11 protein-coding genes and 3 rRNA genes are annotated in these 17,936 nt (G+C 46.8%); 2 read left to right on the top strand and 12 right to left on the bottom strand.

Translation table 11 applies throughout. The annotated features are described in order from the left end of the window. Window positions 1-864: aminotransferase class I/II-fold pyridoxal phosphate-dependent enzyme (locus C8268_RS21435; RefSeq protein WP_158702797.1), on the bottom strand; the 864-nt coding region annotated here is incomplete at its 3' end. Between the two features lie 142 nt (window positions 865-1,006). After that, window positions 1,007-1,192, bottom strand: a complete 186-nt coding sequence (locus C8268_RS21440) for a sigma factor G inhibitor Gin (protein WP_106769568.1) — start codon at window positions 1,190-1,192, stop codon at window positions 1,007-1,009. Window positions 1,193-1,408: 216 nt separating this feature from the next. Between C8268_RS21440 and C8268_RS21445 the strand changes: the two genes are divergently transcribed. Beyond that, on the top strand, window positions 1,409-1,933 hold the full coding sequence (locus C8268_RS21445; protein WP_106769569.1) for a hypothetical protein: 525 nt from the start codon (window positions 1,409-1,411) through the stop codon (window positions 1,931-1,933). Window positions 1,934-2,017: 84 nt separating this feature from the next. Here the strand turns inward: C8268_RS21445 and C8268_RS21450 are convergent, their stop codons facing one another. From C8268_RS21450 to gyrA, 6 genes are all read right to left on the bottom strand, one after another. Further along, window positions 2,018-2,446: a hypothetical protein gene (locus C8268_RS21450; RefSeq protein WP_106769570.1), complete on the bottom strand. Its 429-nt coding sequence runs from the start codon at window positions 2,444-2,446 to the stop codon at window positions 2,018-2,020. A 310-nt stretch (window positions 2,447-2,756) separates the two neighbouring features. Further along, window positions 2,757-2,873, bottom strand: a 5S ribosomal RNA gene (gene rrf / locus C8268_RS21455). A gap of 217 nt (window positions 2,874-3,090) precedes the next feature. After that, a 23S ribosomal RNA gene (locus C8268_RS21460) occupies window positions 3,091-6,020 on the bottom strand. Between the two features lie 1,254 nt (window positions 6,021-7,274). Continuing rightward, window positions 7,275-8,829: ribosomal RNA gene (locus tag C8268_RS21465) — 16S ribosomal RNA — on the bottom strand. Together the 16S, 23S and 5S rRNA genes form the textbook arrangement of a ribosomal RNA operon. A 298-nt stretch (window positions 8,830-9,127) precedes the next feature. Beyond that, on the bottom strand, window positions 9,128-10,234 hold the full coding sequence (locus C8268_RS21470) for an HD-GYP domain-containing protein (protein WP_106769571.1): 1,107 nt from the start codon (window positions 10,232-10,234) through the stop codon (window positions 9,128-9,130). Between the two features lie 314 nt (window positions 10,235-10,548). Beyond that, the gene (gene gyrA / locus C8268_RS21475) at window positions 10,549-13,047 is read right to left on the bottom strand and encodes a DNA gyrase subunit A (RefSeq protein ID WP_106769572.1); all 2,499 of its coding nucleotides are present in this window, start codon (window positions 13,045-13,047) and stop codon (window positions 10,549-10,551) included. A gap of 398 nt (window positions 13,048-13,445) precedes the next feature. Here gyrA and C8268_RS21480 point away from each other — a divergent pair, with 398 nt between their 5' ends. Next, a complete protein-coding gene (locus tag C8268_RS21480; protein ID WP_106769573.1) occupies window positions 13,446-14,252 on the top strand; it encodes a YheC/YheD family protein in 807 nt (268 codons plus the stop codon). Between the two features lie 85 nt (window positions 14,253-14,337). Here the strand turns inward: C8268_RS21480 and gyrB are convergent, their stop codons facing one another. Genes gyrB through yaaA form a run of 4 tightly spaced genes read right to left on the bottom strand, consistent with a single transcriptional unit; the run spans window position 14,338 to window position 17,909 of the window. Then, a complete protein-coding gene (gene gyrB, locus C8268_RS21485) occupies window positions 14,338-16,248 on the bottom strand; it encodes a DNA topoisomerase (ATP-hydrolyzing) subunit B (RefSeq protein ID WP_106769574.1) in 1,911 nt (636 codons plus the stop codon). Window positions 16,249-16,275: 27 nt separating this feature from the next. After that, the gene (gene remB / locus C8268_RS21490) at window positions 16,276-16,527 is read right to left on the bottom strand and encodes an extracellular matrix regulator RemB (protein ID WP_106770059.1); all 252 of its coding nucleotides are present in this window, start codon (window positions 16,525-16,527) and stop codon (window positions 16,276-16,278) included. Window positions 16,528-16,540: 13 nt separating this feature from the next. Continuing rightward, window positions 16,541-17,653 carry a DNA replication/repair protein RecF gene (gene recF / locus C8268_RS21495; RefSeq protein WP_106769575.1) on the bottom strand — a complete coding sequence of 371 codons (1,113 nt, stop codon included), beginning with the start codon at window positions 17,651-17,653 and terminating at the stop codon, window positions 16,541-16,543. Between the two features lie 40 nt (window positions 17,654-17,693). Next, window positions 17,694-17,909, bottom strand: a complete 216-nt coding sequence (gene yaaA / locus C8268_RS21500; RefSeq protein WP_106769576.1) for a S4 domain-containing protein YaaA — start codon at window positions 17,907-17,909, stop codon at window positions 17,694-17,696. Window positions 17,910-17,936 lie beyond the last annotated feature (27 nt).

Raw genomic sequence — 17,936 nt, forward strand, 5'->3', positions numbered from 1 at the left:
GCCCGCCGTGAAGGCGCCAGGGCCCTGCGCGTGCAGCAGGCGCCGGGCCAGGTCGAGCGAGGCCATCACAGGGTATGATGGGCTCGAGCTCTGGACCATAGCGAGCCGCTGGCGAAGCAAGCTGCGGTCCAGAAGACGTCCTTGCACATGCAGCATGGAGCCCATGGTCATCGCAGACAGCATTTTATGAGTGGACTGAACGACACCGTCAGCTCCACAAGACAAAGCGCTTTCCGGCAGATCCGGATGCATACCATAGTGTGCGCCATGCGCCTCGTCTACCAACAAAGGCACCTCGTTTGCGTGACATAAGTCCGCCAATTCCTTCAAATCACTGCCCATTCCATAATAATTGGGTGACGTCACAAAGACAGCCTTTGCCTCCGGATAAGCAGCTAACGCAGCTCTTACCGTTTCTTGCGATGGCATAACAGCAAGCCCGCTATATTCATCGATCTGCGGTTCCAAAAATACAGCCCTGGCACCCGCAAGCATCAGTCCATTCAAAACCGATTTATGGACATTGCGCTGAAGGAGGATTAAATCACCCGGCTGACTGCAAACCGTCAACACCATCGCCAGATTTCCGGCTGTGCTGCCACCAACCAGAAAGAAGCTCTCCTCCGCCCCAAAACAATCGGCTGCCAGCAGCTGTGCTTCACGGATCACACCCTCCGGGTGATGGAGATCATCCGTGCCGCTAATCTCCGTTACATCTATTTTCATAACCTCGCTGAACAGTTCAGCGTCCTGGATTCCGTCATATACTTTCCCGTTTTTATGTCCTGGGACATGAAACGATATATTAGCCTTATTTTTATAGGTCAGCAATGCTTCTATTAATGGTGCTCTCTCTCTATCCATATCCACTTCCTAATTTCCTTTTCGGTTATATCCTCTACCCTATTTTATCGTAAAATGAAACCTACGCCTATGCCTTTCCCCTTTTATCCACCTGCAACAAAAAAAGGCCCTCCTTCTATCAGGCCTCGAACATGATGTTCTGCTAAACTTTATTAGGCACGATGATCTGCTTTAATTGATGAATAAAAAAATGATATTTAGCATCTTCCGCATCCGTATTTACAATCTCAGATTCACATTCCTCACAAACAAATTGTGATATAATTGTAATTCCTTCTTGTTTAACCTGGCTGCATATAATACAGACGTGTTCTTTCATCTCATCCATGAGCCACCCCACCTTGCTTCTTTTACTATTAGTATGACACAGTTTCTACCATTTTAAACCTTTTCATAGTGTCTCCTCTTGCTTTAATATGTATATGTCTGTATTTCAACATGGTGTCTGTACTTAAGCGCTTTACAAAAATAAGTTTTTAACCGATAAAAACATAAAAGACTTTTATCTTTGTCTAAATGTCCATTAAAGGAGGCCAGCAAGCTCGTGGCAGAACAACCTCATGGCCAAGCTACCTTTTATCAATACCGGCTGCTCAAAAAAGTATCGATTTCCAAGTACCTCATATGGCTGTATCTTATCCTCCCCTGTGTAGCAGTTGCTGCAGAAATGATCGTCATGTCTTGGTACAGCTTTCTCTTCTTCTTGATAGCCTTTGCGCTTGTCTTATGGATTCATTTTGTCATCGGCCGGTCTGTATTGTTTTTTCTTGGCTCTACTTATCAAAAAAAATGGCGGTTTTCCGTAAAAGCGCCGTGGCTCGGTTATATGCCTGACCAGCATGTAAATTCTCGGGTTTTTACTAAAGTACAAATCCATACGACCTGGATTAGCTTGTGCTTGTTCGGTATTATGGCTTTCTGGTCACCGTTGTCATTTGTCGTGTCGCTTCTGTTTTGGCATATTTGGTTGCTCGTGCCACGTTATTATGCCCTGCTGCGATTCTCAGGACAGCAAAAAGAAGGTATGATCAAGTTCAGCAATCTGGATATATCATACTACAAACAGTAATTTAAATAAGCGTGTGGCATTCTAAATTAAAGATGCGAAAAAACTAAACCAAATAAAAAAAATAACCTCTTCCTGATGGAGAGGTTATTTCTTACTTTCCAATCCTTGAATTGCTTCTTTCTTAAGCGGTGCAGGTACCGATATAATTAAAAAGCCATCATACACCGTAAGGTTAACGATGCTTTCCCCTTTTTCAAAAACTAACGATGAACCATCCTGTTCTTCCTTCTTTTCGCTCCAGCCCCATGACTCGATCACCTCGAGATAAGGCTCTGGAAGGTCCTCGGATTCCTTTAATCCCGGCAGCGCATAGCGAACATAATCCAAGTCGCTATTTCCCTTCGTTTGCTCGGTCTTATTCGCTTCCTTTGGTATTGGAAAGGATTTCACATTAGCCGCTCCGACAAAAGATTCCCAAGATGGCTGGGCTGATGACCCGCATCCGGTTCCCATAATCAATATAGTACATGCACATATGATTCCGGCAAGCCGCAGTCGACTATTATACAACATCCATTCGTCCTCCTTTCCCCACATTAACCGAGCATCAGAACATCATTCCACTGACTTGGTCTATGGAGAAACTTGCCTTCAGACTTAAAAACTTATACCCTATACAAACGAGAAAATATAGGAAAAAGTGCCTTGTAACAGACTTATGCCTTGGCTTATGAATAATTCTATTATACTGATTTTTTTATTTACAACGGTAACAAAATCTTCATCAATAGTGTCACATTTTCTTCTATTTCTGTTATTTATAGATCTATTATTTTCCGACCAAAAAATAAAAACCACCATCGAAATATCGACAGTGGTTATCGCTTGGCAACGTCCTACTCTTCCGGGACCCTTCGGTCCAAGTACCATCGGCGCTGGAAGGCTTAACGGTCGTGTTCGGGATGGGAACGCGTGGAACCCTTCCGCCATCGTCACCAAACGATTCAAGTGTTTGATCACTTGAAAACTAGATACGAAACATTTGCGTTATTAGAATCCGTAGCATTTCCCTTCAGATCGTAAGATCTTTCCGGGCCCCGCCAAAGTATTCGGAATCAGCTTCAAAGCTTTTCTTCACTTTGGTGGGTTCCAGTTCGGGGTCCCCGAAAAGTAATCGGCGTTGCTCCAAAGCTTCGCTTCACTTTTTGGGGTTTCTTTTGGATAAGCCCTCGACCGATTAGTATTGGTCAGCTCCATGCATTGCTGCACTTCCACCTCCAACCTATCTACCTCGTCGTCTTCAAGGGGTCTTACTAAATTGGGAAATCTCATCTTGAGGGGGGCTTCACGCTTAGATGCTTTCAGCGCTTATCCCGTCCGTACGTAGCTACCCAGCTGTGCTCCTGGCGGAACAACTGGTACACCAGCGGTACGTCCATCCCGGTCCTCTCGTACTAAGGACAGCTCCTCTCAAATTTCCTACGCCCACGACAGATAGGGACCGAACTGTCTCACGACGTTCTGAACCCAGCTCGCGTACCGCTTTAATGGGCGAACAGCCCAACCCTTGGGACCTACTTCAGCCCCAGGATGCGATGAGCCGACATCGAGGTGCCAAACCTCCCCGTCGATGTGGACTCTTGGGGGAGATAAGCCTGTTATCCCCAGGGTAGCTTTTATCCGTTGAGCGATGGCCCTTCCATGCGGTACCACCGGATCACTAAGCCCGACTTTCGTCCCTGCTCGACTTGTAGGTCTCGCAGTCAAGCTCCCTTCTGCCTTTGCACTCTTCGAATGATTTCCAACCATTCTGAGGGAACCTTGGGGCGCCTCCGTTACTCTTTAGGAGGCGACCGCCCCAGTCAAACTGCCTACCAGACACTGTCCCCGTACCGGATCACGGCACTAGGTTAGAACCTAGATACGATCAGGGTGGTATCCCAACGGCGCCTCCACAGAAGCTTGCGCTCCTGTTTCCTAGGCTCCCACCTATCCTGTACAGATCGTACCCAAATCCAATATCAAGCTGCAGTAAAGCTCCATGGGGTCTTTCCGTCTTGTCGCGGGTAACCTGCATCTTCACAGGTATTAAAATTTCACCGGATCTCTCGTTGAGACAGCGCCCAAATCGTTACGCCATTCGTGCGGGTCAGAATTTACCTGACAAGGAATTTCGCTACCTTAGGACCGTTATAGTTACGGCCGCCGTTTACTGGGGCTTCGGTTCATAGCTTCGGAGTTGCCTCCTAACCACTCCCCTTAACCTTCCAGCACCGGGCAGGCGTCAGCCCGTATACTTCGCCTTACGGCTTCGCACAGACCTGTGTTTTTGTTAAACAGTCGCTTGGGCCTATTCACTGCGGCCCCCTCGTGCTATTCACACTACCGGGGCACCCCTTCTCCCGAAGTTACGGGGTCATTTTGCCGAGTTCCTTAACGAGAGTTCTTCCGCGCGCCTTAGAATTCTCTTCTCGCCTACCTGTGTCGGTTTGCGGTACGGGCACCTTCACCTGACTAGAGGCTTTTCTTGGCAGTGTGAGATCATGACCTTCGCTACTACAATTTTCACTCCCCATCACAGCCTGGCCTTTGCGATGTGCGGATTTGCCTACACATCAGCCTCACTGCTTGGACGGACATCCATCAGTCCGCGTCACTACCCTCCTGCGTCACCCCATCGTTCATAACGGTTTACGGTGGTACAGGAATTTCAACCTGTTGTCCTTCGATTACGCCTTTCGGCCTCACCTTAGGTCCCGACTTACCCTGAGCGGACGAACCTTCCTCAGGAAACCTTGGGCTTTCGGCGGATCAGATTCTCACTGATCTTTTCGTTACTCATACCGGCATTCTCACTTGTATACGCTCCAGCACTCCTTACGGTACACCTTCAACGCCTATACAACGCTCCCCTACCCCTGATGCAAGCATCAAGCCATAGCTTCGGTGGTGTGTTTAGCCCCGTTACATTTTCGGCGCAGAGTCACTCGACCAGTGAGCTATTACGCACTCTTTAAATGGTGGCTGCTTCTAAGCCAACATCCTGGTTGTCTGTGCAACTCCACATCCTTTCCCACTTAACACACACTTGGGGACCTTAGCTGATGGTCTGGGCTGTTTCCCTCTTGACAATGGATCTTAGCACTCACTGTCTGACTCCCGGATATAAGTCTATGGCATTCGGAGTTTGACTGAGCTTGGTAACCCTTGCGGGCCCCGCACCCAATCAGTGCTCTACCTCCACGACTCTTTACTCCGAGGCTAGCCCTAAAGCTATTTCGGGGAGAACCAGCTATCTCCGAGTTCGATTGGAATTTCTCCGCTACCCCCACCTCATCCCCGCATTTTTCAACATACGTGGGTTCGGGCCTCCAGTGCGTGTTACCGCACCTTCACCCTGGACAGGGGTAGATCACACGGTTTCGGGTCTACGTCTACGTACTATACTCGCCCTATTCAGACTCGCTTTCGCTGCGGCTACAGCTTCTCGCCTTAACCTTGCACGTAAACGTAACTCGCCGGTTCATTCTACAAAAGGCACGCCATCACCCATCAATTGGGCTCTGACTTCTTGTAAGCACACGGTTTCAGGTTCTATTTCACTCCCCTCCCGGGGTGCTTTTCACCTTTCCCTCACGGTACTGCTTCACTATCGGTCGCTAGGGAGTATTTAGCCTTACCAGATGGTCCTGGCAGATTCATACGGGGTTTCACGTGCCCCGCACTACTCGGGATCCGTTCCGGAGGGAACACATTTTCAACTACAGGGCTGTTACCTTCTCTGGCGGGCCTTTCCAGACCTCTTCATCTAATGAGTTCCTTTGTAACTCCATGTGGAACGTCCCACAACCCCAGAGAGCAAGCTCTCTGGTTTAGGCTGTTCCGCGTTCGCTCGCCGCTACTGACGGAATCACTCTTGTTTTCTCTTCCTCCAGGTACTTAGATGTTTCAGTTCCCTGGGTATGCCTCTGACTGCCCTATGTATTCAGGCAGTAGTGACTGACTATGACATCAGCCGGGTTTCCCCATTCGGACATCCCCGGATCGAAGCTTGCTTACAGCTCCCCGAGGCAGTATCGTTGTTCGCCACGTCCTTCTTCGGCTCCTAGCGCCTAGGCATCCTCCGTGTGCTCTTAGTAGCTTAACCATTCTTGCTCCGGTTTTGCGTCTGGTGCTCTGTTGTCCGCTCATTTCCTTTATTGAATAAACAATGGTTGAAATGAGCTTCCAAAGGATCCCCAGCCTCAAAACCTTCGCTGCTACTTTTCTTGTTAAAACTTGTTGACACAAGTTTCAGCTAAAAGGATATTTCTAATTCGCAAATTCGTTTCGTTATCTAGTTTTCAAAGATCAAAACACATTCTTTTTGAGAGTTGAACTCTCAAAACTGACCAACGAGTGAGTAACAGGCCTAAACCTGATTTGGTGTCTTTGCTTTCGCAAAGAGATCGGCGACCTTGTGGTCAGCCTTTATTTGAATGTTCTCGTTGCAGAGAACGATTCTCCATAGAAAGGAGGTGATCCAGCCGCACCTTCCGATACGGCTACCTTGTTACGACTTCACCCCAATCATCTACCCCACCTTCGGCGGCTGGCTCCCTTAAGGGTTACCCCACCGACTTCGGGTGTTGTAAACTCTCGTGGTGTGACGGGCGGTGTGTACAAGACCCGGGAACGTATTCACCGCGGCATGCTGATCCGCGATTACTAGCAATTCCGACTTCATGCAGGCGAGTTGCAGNCGTTCCTTTGTAACTCCATGTGGAACGTCCCACAACCCCAGAGAGCAAGCTCTCTGGTTTAGGCTGTTCCGCGTTCGCTCGCCGCTACTGACGGAATCACTCTTGTTTTCTCTTCCTCCAGGTACTTAGATGTTTCAGTTCCCTGGGTATGCCTCTGACTGCCCTATGTATTCAGGCAGTAGTGACTGACTATGACATCAGCCGGGTTTCCCCATTCGGACATCCCCGGATCGAAGCTTGCTTACAGCTCCCCGAGGCAGTATCGTTGTTCGCCACGTCCTTCTTCGGCTCCTAGCGCCTAGGCATCCTCCGTGTGCTCTTAGTAGCTTAACCATTTGCTCAAGTTTCGCGCCATGCGCTCTGTTGTTCGCTTGTTTCTTGATCGGATTATGACCAAGGATGAAACAAGCTCTCAAAGGATCACCTGTCACGAATCTTTCGCGTGCTACTTTTTACTTCCTTGGTCAATTACTTGACACAAGTTCAGCTAAAAGGATATTTCTAATTCGCAAATTCGTTTCGTTATCTAGTTTTCAAGGATCAAAACACATTCTTTTTGAGAGTTGAACTCTCAAAACTGACCAACGAGTGAGTTGATTGGCGACCTTGAGGTCAGCCTTTATTTGAATGTTCTCGTTGCAGAGAACGATTCTCCATAGAAAGGAGGTGATCCAGCCGCACCTTCCGATACGGCTACCTTGTTACGACTTCACCCCAATCATCTACCCCACCTTCGGCGGCTGGCTCCCTTAAGGGTTACCCCACCGACTTCGGGTGTTGTAAACTCTCGTGGTGTGACGGGCGGTGTGTACAAGACCCGGGAACGTATTCACCGCGGCATGCTGATCCGCGATTACTAGCAATTCCGACTTCATGCAGGCGAGTTGCAGCCTGCAATCCGAACTGAGACTGGCTTTTTAGGATTGGCTCCACCTCGCGGCTTCGCTTCCCGTTGTACCAGCCATTGTAGTACGTGTGTAGCCCAGGGCATAAGGGGCATGATGATTTGACGTCATCCCCACCTTCCTCCGGTTTGTCACCGGCAGTCACCTTAGAGTGCCCAGCTCTACCTGCTGGCAACTAAGATCAAGGGTTGCGCTCGTTGCGGGACTTAACCCAACATCTCACGACACGAGCTGACGACAACCATGCACCACCTGTCTCCTCTGTCCCGAAGGAAAGGTACATCTCTGTACCGGTCAGAGGGATGTCAAGACCTGGTAAGGTTCTTCGCGTTGCTTCGAATTAAACCACATACTCCACTGCTTGTGCGGGTCCCCGTCAATTCCTTTGAGTTTCAGTCTTGCGACCGTACTCCCCAGGCGGAATGCTTAATGTGTTTACTTCGGCACCAAGGGTATCGAAACCCCTAACACCTAGCATTCATCGTTTACGGCGTGGACTACCAGGGTATCTAATCCTGTTTGCTACCCACGCTTTCGCGCCTCAGCGTCAGTTACAGCCCAGAGAGTCGCCTTCGCCACTGGTGTTCCTCCACATATCTACGCATTTCACCGCTACACGTGGAATTCCACTCTCCTCTTCTGCACTCAAGCTCCCCAGTTTCCAGTGCGACCCGAAGTTGAGCCTCGGGTTTAAACACCAGACTTAAAGAGCCGCCTGCGCGCGCTTTACGCCCAATAATTCCGGACAACGCTTGCCCCCTACGTATTACCGCGGCTGCTGGCACGTAGTTAGCCGGGGCTTTCTTCTCAGGTACCGTCACCTCAGGAGCAGTTACTCTCCCAAGCGTTCTTCCCTGGCAACAGAGCTTTACGATCCGAAAACCTTCATCACTCACGCGGCGTTGCTCCGTCAGACTTGCGTCCATTGCGGAAGATTCCCTACTGCTGCCTCCCGTAGGAGTCTGGGCCGTGTCTCAGTCCCAGTGTGGCCGTTCACCCTCTCAGGTCGGCTACGCATCGTCGCCTTGGTGAGCCGTTACCTCACCAACTAGCTAATGCGCCGTAGGCCCATCCTCAAGTGGCAGATTGCTCCGCCTTTTATTATTCCGCCATGCAGCGAAATAAATTATCCGGTATTAGCCACCGTTTCCGGTAGTTATCCCAGTCTTCAGGGCAGGTTGCCTACGTATTACTCACCCGTCCGCCGCTAAGTTTTTAAAGTGCAAGCACCTTAAAAACTCCGCTCGACTTGCATGTATTAGGCACGCCGCCAGCGTTCGTCCTGAGCCAGGATCAAACTCTCCAATAAATTGAAAGAGCGATTAGCTCATTATAGAAAAACTGACGAGAATTTTACTTCTCTATGATCTTGCTAATGCAAGATCGGTTTAACTCACTCGTTGTTCAGTTTTCAAAGATCAACTTCTTCGATGTTACCGGCGAAACTCGTTCGCATCAGCAACTCTTATAATATATCATATCCATTTGATTTTAGCAAGCTTTTTTTAAAAAAACTTTTTTCAAAGAATTGTTGTGATATATTATCTCGCTTAAAGCGACAAGAAATAATATATCACAACACAATATAATAAGTCAATCATTTTTATTTAAGAAATAACTTCTTCTATAAATAGCTGTCGCTGCTGCATAAGATTGATAATCTGACCGTTAACAGAAACCATCGGGCGAGTAGGATGCAAACTGTCTGTAAATACAATCTCGCCTACAGCATTATTGCTTAAACGAACCTTTGTGCCATTATGCAAAGATGTTACTTTATTGATGAACGTTTGAACAATCACTGGGTCCAATTTGCCAAATGCCTCAAGCTGAAGTTGCTCCAGAACAATATAGGGAGATTGCGCCCCTTGGTAGAGCTTATCTAGTGTCATAGCATGAAAAATATCCGTTACCGCAATAACTCTGGCATAAATATGAATTTTTGAACCTTCAAGACGGAGAGGATAGCCCGATCCGTCTACTTTTTCATGATGCTGAAGAGCAGCTAGCCGCACACCTTCATTTACAGCCGTCACATTTTTTAATATCTGATAACCGTAAGTTGTATGGCAGCGCACTTCTTCTTTCTCTTCAGCTGTCAGCTTGGTCGGTTTATTCAATAGAAGAGGATCAATCTTACAGTTCCCAATATCATGCAATAATCCGGCAAAAGCGATCTGCAGCCAATCCTTTTGCGGAAGATCGATCCACCGAGCTAGCTTATACGACGATAATGCACATAATACAGCATGGTGATATCTGTACTCATGGCGACTGGTCATACGCGGCGAAAATTTCAGAATGTCGTAATCCTTATGATGCTTCAATAAGGCTTCCATCTGGTTGCGGACTTCATACATTTCCAGCTCTCCTGTAAGAGCTGACTGATAGCAGCCTTTTACCAATTTAAGCGTATTATCATATTCCTCATGAAGAGGTTGGTCTTTTCTGGCAGCTTCATCAGTTACTGCATTTTCCACATCCGAAAAGATAAGTGCAGGTTTTTGCCCTGCTGTTTTAACAGTCGGAATTTTCGTAGTGTCCCCATCTGAGCCCTCGACATTCACCTGCTTCACCAAAAAAGCTTTTAGCACATCCAAATCTCTAGGCAGTAAAACTTTTCCCTTTTGGAATAAAAGGCCGCCAAGTGGCGTATGCACATCTTGAGTCAGTTTGACACCAGCTTGTAAATCATTAACGGATCTGATTGTCATGATCAACCTCTCCATTTATTCGTCAGCTTGATTTTTTACTAACGGCAGCCAATTTACCTTAATTCAAACAACATTATAGTACCAATTCCTTAGCCTGTCCAAGACTAAATACCTGTATATGTACATTGTTACTCGTAAACACTTTCTTCATCGTGAATAGTTCTTTGTTATCAAATTCATATTTTGAAAAAGAGCATGAATGCGCGTCATGCATCCATGCTCTTCATGAAGATCTAACTACTATACTTTATGCTTAGATTTTTTTCGCGAACACAAGCTTCACCTATCAAAGACGGCGAGCTGTTTACGCTTATCTAATCAGCAGATGGCTCCGATGGTTCATCATTGGCATTGTCTACCCCAGATTCATCTTCCTCGTCATCAGGCTCCTCGCTCTTATCAGCGCGGCATACAGTGGATACAGCATCGTCTTCACGAATGTTGATCAATTTAACTCCCTGCGCATAGCGTCCCATAGTAGAAATACCTTCTATGCTGGTGCGGATAATCGTGCCGCTGGCCGTAATAATCATCAGATCCTCTTCGGCTTTCACCACTTTAAGACTGACAACAGGGCCGTTCTTCTCCGTTATATTGATCGTTTTGATCCCTTTACCGCCCCGGGTCTGTGAACGATAATCGCTTGCCGGAGTCCGTTTACCATAACCTTTGGCTGTTACGATCAATATATCCAGATCTTGGTCCACAACATCCATTCCGATAACCGAATCATCCTCATCCAGTGTAATGCCCTTGACCCCTGTAGCGCTCCGACCCATGGATCGTACGTCGCTTTCCTGGAATCGGATGGACATGCCGTGAGCGGTACCCATAATAATCTCCTGCTGGCCGTCTGTCAGCTTAACATCGATCAGGGAATCGTCCTCACGCAAATTAATTGCGATCAATCCGCCTTTACGGATGTTGATGTAATCTTCAAGCGGTGTTTTCTTGACGACACCCTGACAGGTTGCGAAGAACAAATATTGATCACTTTCAAAGTTTTCTACCGGAATGACCGCGTTAACCGTTTCCCCCTGCTCGATCTGAATCAGGTTGATAATCGGTGTGCCGCGTGCTGTCCGGCTAAGCTCCGGAATCTCGTAGGCCTTTAAGCGATACGCCTTACCTTTATCCGTAAAGAACATCAGGTAGTGGTGGGAATTCGTTACGAAGAGATGCTCCACAAAGTCCTCACTCTTCGTCTCCATTCCAACAACCCCGCGACCACCCCGCTTCTGACTGCGGTACGTATTAGCCGGCAGACGCTTGATATAACCGGTATGAGAGATGGTGATGATAACTTCCTCGCGAGGAATAAGATCCTCATCCAGAATACTGTCTTCACCTATCGTAATCTCCGTACGACGTTCATCATTGAAGCGCTCTTTGATCTCTTGAAGCTCTTCACTGATGATTTGCAAAATCAGCTGCTCATTCGCAAGGATTTCACGAAGCTCGGCAATTTTCTTCATAAGCTCTTGATATTCGTTCTCGATCTTCTCACGTTCCAAACCTGTCAGACGCTGTAGACGCATATCGAGAATCGCTTGAGCTTGCTCGGTGCTAAGACCAAAACGTTCTATCAAGCCTTCTCGGGCTGCTTCTGTCGTCTGTGAAGCACGAATGAGGGCAATGACCTCATCCAGATGATCCAGAGCGATTCGCAAACCTTCGAGAATATGAGCACGAGCCTCCGCTTTTCTGAGTTCAAATTCAGTCCGGCGGCGAATCACCGTAACCTGGTGATCCAAATAGTAGTAAAGCATATCCCGCAGATTTAGAATTTTCGGCTCATTGTTAACGATCGCAAGCATATTAATACCGAAATTAGTCTGCATCGAAGTATGCTTATACAAGTTATTCAGCACAACGTTCGGATTCACATCGCGCCGCAGCTCAATGACGATGCGCATACCATTACGGTCCGATTCATCCCGCAGATCGGTAATGCCATCAATTCGTTTATCACGAACAAGCTCGGCAATTTTCTCAACCAAACGTGCTTTGTTTACCTGATATGGAATTTCATGGACTACAATTCTAGCTTTATTATTATTTTCTTCGATCGTCGCTTTGGCACGCATCGTTACAGAACCGCGACCTGTCTGATACGCTTGACGAATTCCCGCACGCCCAATAATGTAACCTGCAGTTGGGAAGTCTGGACCCTGGATATAATCCATTAGCTCCATAGAAGTAATATCCGGATTCTGAATGAGCGCCTGGACACCATCGATCACTTCACCAAGATTATGAGGCGGAATATTAGTTGCCATACCGACAGCGATACCAGATACACCATTTACAAGCAGGTTTGGATAACGTGCCGGCAGAACAACAGGTTCCTGTTCCTCACCGTCATAGTTAGGGACAAAATCAATGGTTTCTTTATTGATATCACGCAGCATTTCCATAGCAACCTTGGATAAACGGGCTTCCGTATACCGCATGGCCGCCGCCATATCCCCGTCGATGGAACCAAAGTTACCGTGTCCGTCAACAAGCGTATACCTCATGGAGAAGTCCTGTGCCATCCGTACCATGGACTCATAAACGGCCGAGTCACCATGCGGGTGGTACTTACCGATAACTTCACCAACGATCCTTGCTGATTTCTTGTGTGGTTTATCCGGGGCCATTCCAAGTTCAGACATCGCATACAAAATACGACGGTGAACTGGCTTTAATCCGTCCCGCACATCTGGCAGAGCCCGACTTACAATGATACTCATCGCATAATCCATAAAGGACTCGCGCATCTCTGTACCAATGTCCCGATCTTTAATTTGGGAAAAATTTTCTTCCGCCATGCTGGACCTCCTTCTTTTTCCTAAATCAAACCGTGCCTAGATCTATGTGAAAAAAGCAAAATAATGAAAAACAATGCAAATCTTTTAATTTCAATTATATTCCTTTCACAAAAGGAGCACAATTAAACATCGCTTGTTGAAACGCCACAAAAAATGTATTTTTGCCCGGAACTAGGGAAGCGCCCTGTCCTCCGCGCTAATTTTCACATACAATGCAGGGCAAAGGATTACAGGAATCATGATAAACAAATACAAATCTTCACATCTTTATATTATATCATTGTTTACTGTCCTTGTCCTATGTTTTCAAGACAGAGAAGTGTAATCTTCATGATTTCTGACTTAAATGATAATTTCTATCAATTTTATTAAAAACGGACCGGAAAGGATGAAATTGGTTGACTGTACAGCGCGTTTCAAGCAAATGGACAAAGACGAAAAGCATCCTGAAAAACAAAGGACTCGCCCCTTATGTACCGGATACCCGCCTATATTCCTTTGATGCCCTTGAACAAATGCTCGAGACGCATTCATTTGTCTATATCAAGCCAGATCGGGGAACCTATGGCAATGGCGTGATGTGTGTTGAAATGATGGATTCCAGTGAGTCAGAATCAGAACTACCCGATAATGAAAAATCATATGTTCTTCAGTACGAGACGAAAAAAGAACATTTCACAACGATAGAACAGCTCCACAATAAAGTTAACCGCATTTGCCAAGGTAAGACATACTTGATTCAACAGGGCATTAGAATGCTCCGATACAAAGGCAATAGCTTTGACCTCAGGGTACTCGTGCAAAAAAATCCTTATGGAACATGGGAAAGCACCGGCATTATCGGCCGCGTTGCAGCAAAAAACAAAATTGTGACGAATCATCACAGCGGAGGCATTGTCAAACATTTCAAAGTGCTGATGAGTGAGCATATGACATCAGAAGAGATCAATAATATTCGAAAAGAGCTGCATACGCTTGGGACTAATATCGCTTCACAGCTGCAGAAATCTTTTCCAAATTTAAAGGAAATCGGTCTTGATGTAGCTATCGACTCCAATTGGAACATATGGATTTTGGAAGTGAACACGAAACCGGCCTTATTCCCGTTCAAGAAGTTTTTCAAAGATCAAAGTATATACCAAAAGGTGAGAAAATACGCCAATGCATACGGAAGAAGCACAACCAAAAAGAAAAGGGCAAATTAACAGCCAGTTACTGCGATTCAAAACATTGCTGAATGAAGAAGAAACGCCATCAGCATCCCTTTTATAAGGATCGATGGCGTTTCTTTTATATATCAAGGTTACGAACAAGCTTCGCATGTTCTTGGATAAAGTCGCGACGCGGCTCAACATTATCGCCCATCAGCGTATCGAAAATGCTGTCAGCCAAAATCGCATCCTGGATCGTTACCTGAAGCATGGTCCGGCTTTCCGGGTCCATTGTCGTCTCCCATAACTGTTCAGCATTCATCTCACCAAGACCTTTATACCGTTGAATGTTGTATTTCGCATTCTCACCAAAGCCTTGAATGATCTCATCCCGTTCCTTTTCTGAACCAGCGTAACGAATTACCTTGTTGCGCTCAATTTTATAAAGCGGCGGCTGAGCAATGTATATATATCCCGCTTCTACAATCTTCCGCATATACCGGTAGAAAAAGGTTAGAAGCAGTGTACGGATATGTGCACCGTCAACGTCAGCATCGGTCATAATAATGACCTTGTGATACCTTGCCTTGCTTAAATCAAAGTCATCCCCGATGCCAGTACCAAGCGCTGTAATAATCGCCCGGATTTCTGCGTTGGACAAGATGCGGTCAAGCCGTGCCTTTTCTACGTTCAAAATCTTCCCGCGCAGCGGAAGAATCGCCTGAAAATGACGATCCCGGCCCTGCTTGGCAGAACCGCCTGCGGAGTCCCCTTCGACAATGTAAAGCTCACTGATCGATGCATCCTTGGAGGAGCAATCCGCCAGCTTGCCCGGGAGAGCACTGACCTCCAGAGCACTTTTACGGCGCGTCATTTCCCGTGCCTTGCGAGCTGCCTCACGAGCACGTGAAGCCTGAAGTGCTTTTTCAAGAATACGACGGGAAACCGAAGGATTTTCTTGAAGGAATTCCTGCAGCTTCTCTGCAAACAAAGACTCTACGATCCCCCGAACTTCACTGTTCCCGAGTTTGGTCTTGGTTTGTCCTTCGAACTGCGGCTCCGGAATTTTGACTGAAATGATCGCAGTCAAACCTTCACGAACGTCATCTCCTGTCAGGTTGGAACTGTTATCTTTGATCATGCCTGTCTTGCGGGCATAGTCATTGATAATACGAGTCAGCGCACTCTTGAAGCCTGATTCATGCGTTCCGCCCTCATGGGTATTGATGTTGTTCGCAAAAGAGTAAATATTCTCTGTATAGCTGTCGTTATACTGAAGAGATACTTCAACCTGGATGTTGTCACGAGAACCCTCAACATAGATAGGTTCCTCATGAAGGGCTTCCTTCTTCTCATTCAAATATTTGACATACTCTATAATACCGCCATCGAATCTGAAACGGTTGGATGTTTCTGTACGCTCATCGGTCAAAGTGAGGGCGATCCCCTTGTTCAAAAAAGCCAGCTCCCGAATCCGTGTCAGCAGCGTATTGTACTCATATTCTGTCGTTTCTGTAAAAATTTCTGGATCTGGCGAGAAAGTGACAATGGTTCCATGTTCTTCGGTATCCCCGATGACTTTAATATCGTACTGTGGTATTCCACGACGGTATTCCTGCTGGTAGATATGCCCGTCACGCTTAACCTGAACAACAAGCTTTTCAGACAGAGCATTCACAACCGATACACCGACACCGTGCAAGCCGCCCGATACTTTGTATCCTCCACCGCCAAATTTACCACCGGCGTGAAGTACAGTCATTACAACTTCCAGCGTCGATTTCTTCAGCTTGGTGTTCTCACCGACCGGAATCCCCCGCCCGTTATCTATAACCGTTATACTATTATCTTGATGAACAATAACCTCAATGTGATCGCATATTCCGGCCATCGCTTCATCGATGCTGTTGTCCACCACTTCCCACACCAAATGATGCAGACCCTTCGTACTGGTCGATCCGATGTACATGCCCGGACGCTTTCGGACCGCTTCCAATCCTTCCAATACCTGAATCTGATTCTCATCATAAGCTGGTTGATTCATAGACATGCTTTCACCTACTTCTACAGATTCTGTTTATGCGTAAGCAACAAATATGTTTGCTCGTTTCTTCAGGGTTGCAGAAGAAATCGGGGAATAATAAACGATGCTCTTGGTGACGACGATGGATTTAGGGTCCTCTTCGCCAATATACTCAACCACCTTATGCTGCTGCGCATACGTGACGAACTGCTTGGATATTTTTGAAGATTTCTCAATGGAAACATCAAATATGCCAATCAGCTCCGATGAACGTATAATTTTTTCTCCACCTAAATGAATATATATACGAATCCACTCCTTAAGAGTCAACCTGTCCGTTATGGACATGATAAATGCTGGCACCCTTCAATTTGTCGGTGTTCAAACTTTCAATCCCCGTCGCTGTGATGAAAGTCTGCACCTTCGTCTGGAATGTTTCAATCAGCTGAGTTTGACGATAAGGATCAAGTTCCGAGAGCACATCGTCCAAGAGCAGTACAGGATACTCGCCGATTTCTTCCTGTATCAGCTCTATTTCCGCCAGTTTAAGAGACAACGCCGTTGTCCGCTGCTGACCCTGTGATCCGTACGTTTGCACTTCCTTGTCGTTTATAAAAAAAGCCAGATCGTCCCGATGAGGACCTGCGAGTGTCATACCGCGCCGTAGTTCCTGCTCTTTCAATTGTGATAATTTTATCATAAATGATTCAAATAAGACAGCTTCATCTTCTTCCTCTCCGTCTGAGAACGATGGAAGATACTGCAATCGCAGCTCTTCAATTCCATTCGTAATCCCTTGATGGATCGATTCAGCCCACTTTTGCAGCTTTTTTATAAATTGTTTCCTCTTCTTGACGATTTTAACACCATGCTCTACCAACTGGATATTCCAAACATCAAGCATCGCCTGCTGTGAATCGTCCTTGCCCCAAAGCGTCTTCAGCAAATTGTTTCGTTGAAGAAGCACTTTCTGGTACTGCTGCAGATGAAACAAATAGCTTGGAGCCACTTGCCCGATCTCCATGTCAAGAAACCGGCGGCGAACCCCCGGTGTTCCTTTCACAATTTCCAAATCTTCCGGCGCGAACATGACCACATTCAGCGACCCGATGAAATCACTCAGCTTCCGCTGCTCCAACCCATTGATCTTAGCCTTTTTTCCTTGTGGAGATAATGACAGCTCCAGCTTCAAAGCACCGTATTTCTTGTTTATCTCAGCCGATATATGCGAACTGGCCGCTTCGAAGGAGATCAGTTCCCGGTCTTTGGACGTGCGATGGCTTTTGGTCAACGCAAGAACGAACAGGGCTTCCACCAAATTGGTTTTGCCCTGTGCATTCTGTCCGATGATGAGATTTACGTCTCCGAAGGAGTCCAGCCGCAGTGATTCATAATTTCGATAATTCAGCAGGCTGATGTTATTAACAAACAAATTAATCCTCTCCCTCGTCTTGTCGCTACGGGAGGTTGATTTACTCCGTGGCTACCTGGAAGGAACCGCAATCCTTCACCTCTACAATGTCGCCCGGATACAATTTGCGTCCACGCCGCTCCTCCAGCTCGCTATTGACCAAAACCGCACCATCCTGCAGCAGAGCTTTCGCCATACCACCTGTAGGTACACAGTCTGCCAGCTTCAAAAACGAATCAAGTTTAATATATTCACTGTGGATAACAATTTGCTTCATCATGTTTTCCTTTCATTTTCACTCTGT

Origin of the sequence: Paenibacillus faecalis (assembly GCF_900289175.1) — a bacterium.
GTDB lineage: Bacteria > Bacillota > Bacilli > Paenibacillales > Paenibacillaceae > Paenibacillus_AQ > Paenibacillus_AQ faecalis.